The sequence below is a fragment of the Breznakia blatticola genome (genome assembly GCF_004365815.1).
Classification (GTDB): domain Bacteria; phylum Bacillota_I; class Bacilli_A; order Erysipelotrichales; family Erysipelotrichaceae; genus Breznakia; species Breznakia blatticola.
In genome coordinates, this window is the sequence record NZ_SODD01000083.1 from 1 (window position 1) to 2,335 (window position 2,335).

Below are 2,335 nucleotides of genomic sequence, written 5' to 3' on the forward strand. Positions count from 1 at the left end.
GGCTAGTCCTTTATAGCTTTGTGGAATATATACGATAGGTACTATCATCATTGATTGCATAAAGTACTCGATTTCTAAATCGTTCCCAATTGTGAAACCCATTAGAATTATGCTTTATTTGCTTGATGACTTTATTACGGTTTTCGATTATTCCATTATTTAACCTTTTTCTAGTAAGGACGTGTTTCATTTTCCCTGTTTCTTTATCCTTAACTTGAATCACTTTCTCTATTAATTGAAAAGAATTGATGATTTCATTCTTCCAATTGATTAACGTGTGAGAAAAAGATACGAAACCTGGAATCTCACTATTCGACATGTCTAGAATCAATGATTCTAATTTTGTTTTTGCTGTTTCTAGAGTTGCTTCCTTATAGAAAGTGTCTAATGTGTACTTTAGATTCAGTGCAGTTATTAGTCGTTGGTCAATCTCTAAAATCATTTCTCTTATATCATAATAATTACAGTATCTACCGAGTTTTCGATTCTTTTTCTTTGGTATGTTTGGATCTAATAGCCTCCATTTTTTATTATCAATTTCGATAATGGATTCATCGTTCTTCATAAGTAACCAATTGAACTTCTTTAGTAGATAGTATTGTTTGTCTCTATCGTGATACGCACATTGCTTTTTAATATCGCTTGATTTCTTCCACGCCTTTGGTGGTTGTATTTCCTTCATGATTTGAATCCTTAATTTGTCGAGACGCTTGTGAAACTCTGCTATTAAATGAAACTTATCAAGTACACATTTTGCTTTTGGAAATGCAATTTTTGTAACGCTTCGATATGTATGCCACATATCAATTCCAACTAATAGAACTTCTTTGCGTTCTTCCAATGGAATTTGATTGAAGTAAAGTAATAAATCTTGTTTCTTTCGTGAGGGGAGTAAATCAACAGTCGTTTTGTTCAAATAATCAACTAACACACATACGTAGTTGCTTCTATCGCTTTTGAATGCATAGACTTCATCAATGGTCAGATACTTTGGTAATCTTCGTCTTGCTATTTGGACATGTGTATCAAATAAAGTAGTGACTGTTGCTGTTGAAATTCCATATCGTTTAGCTACACTTGTAAATGTCTCGTGTGAACTTTTTAAATCTGCTAAGACATTAGATACGGTCAATGCAGATAACTTTTGATTTTTATATGAAAATGGATTATGTTCAGCGAATGACTTTTTACAGGTTGGACAAATATAACGTCTAGCACGATATTCGATATAGCATGCTTTATGCGTTATTGCTGCATGTAAAATCTTCTTTTTCGTGTAATCTTTTACTTTACTGGTCTTATTTAAACATACTGGACATACTTGTTCTTCCTTACTTAATGTAATCATGATATACAATGCATCTCTTCGATTTTCAAATGCAATTTTTTCTACTTTATCTGGACTTAAATTGAATAACTGCAGAATTGTTTGGTCGTTTAAAATGCGAGGTTCCTGTTTCATAAAGTGTTCCTCACTATATTTGTTAAAATCATTTGTTTCATTGTAAATAATCTCCTTAGTTTTCTATGCTTATAAGCTAGTAACTGCAGTATAAATTAAGATTACAGGTATGACCAATCACGTTATGTGGGTTCCATGATTTCTATTAAATGAACGCTCTTTGTTAGATGCGAATAAAGTGATTGATAAAGGTTTTTAACACTGTGAATTACACAGCCAGAAAATCTTCTTTTTATATAGGAAACTTTTGACTCATCATAAATGTAGTTTCTCTCAAAAAAACATTTGTATTGATCCTTTGTGTATAAAGTTAAAATGTTGATGATATCAGATATAGGAATTAAAAAATATGGCAAAAGGAAGTATGGAAGTATTGCGTGAGTCTTATTACACTTATTACATTTGATGCGAAGAATGTAGATGTAACATTTATTGTTGTTGTGGTAATAACTTCTTTTATAGAATCCATGTTTAGTGTGTGTTCCGCCGCACCCTTCTGTGCAAACAACAGTAGTTGCATCAAATGTATCAATATATGTTTCGTATGCGGATTTACTAATATTATGGTTGAAATCTTTTCTTACAATTGTTATCATAAAAATGCCTTAAATGGTGCTCTCGAAAGAGAGTTGGGAAGACAGAAAACAAAGCGTCGAAACTTTGGGGTTTTCTGTCTTTTAATTTATCCTTTCAAAGAAAAAATATCAAAAAAGATAGATTATGTCATCAACAACTTCGTGTGGATGATATATAATCTATCTTTTGTTTTTGCTTGAATAGTATGTTGAGAATCAATAAACCCCGAACTTCTATATTGCAGGTGTTTATCTATAGGAGAAAACATCCCCTTGTTTTTGAATAGCTAATCTAAAA

2 protein-coding genes are annotated in these 2,335 nt (G+C 31.5%); both read right to left on the reverse strand.

The genetic code is table 11. The features are described from left to right. Positions 1 to 10 precede the first annotated feature (10 nt). The gene (locus tag EDD63_RS11415; RefSeq protein ID WP_134171440.1) at positions 11 to 1,462 is read right to left on the reverse strand and encodes an ISL3 family transposase; all 1,452 of its coding nucleotides are present in this window, start codon (positions 1,460 to 1,462) and stop codon (positions 11 to 13) included. 122 nt (positions 1,463 to 1,584) lie between these two features. Next, the gene (locus EDD63_RS11785) at positions 1,585 to 2,058 is read right to left on the reverse strand and encodes a DUF6431 domain-containing protein (RefSeq protein ID WP_424945045.1); all 474 of its coding nucleotides are present in this window, start codon (positions 2,056 to 2,058) and stop codon (positions 1,585 to 1,587) included. Positions 2,059 to 2,335: the final 277 nt, after the last annotated feature.

What these genes read in the sequence shown, in the direction of transcription:
- EDD63_RS11415 (WP_134171440.1), bottom strand. Translation starts at nt 1,462, where the DNA reads ATGAAACAGGAACCTCGCATTTTAAACGACCAAACAATTCTGCAGTTA.
- EDD63_RS11785 (WP_424945045.1), bottom strand. Translation starts at nt 2,058, where the DNA reads ATGATAACAATTGTAAGAAAAGATTTCAACCATAATATTAGTAAATCC.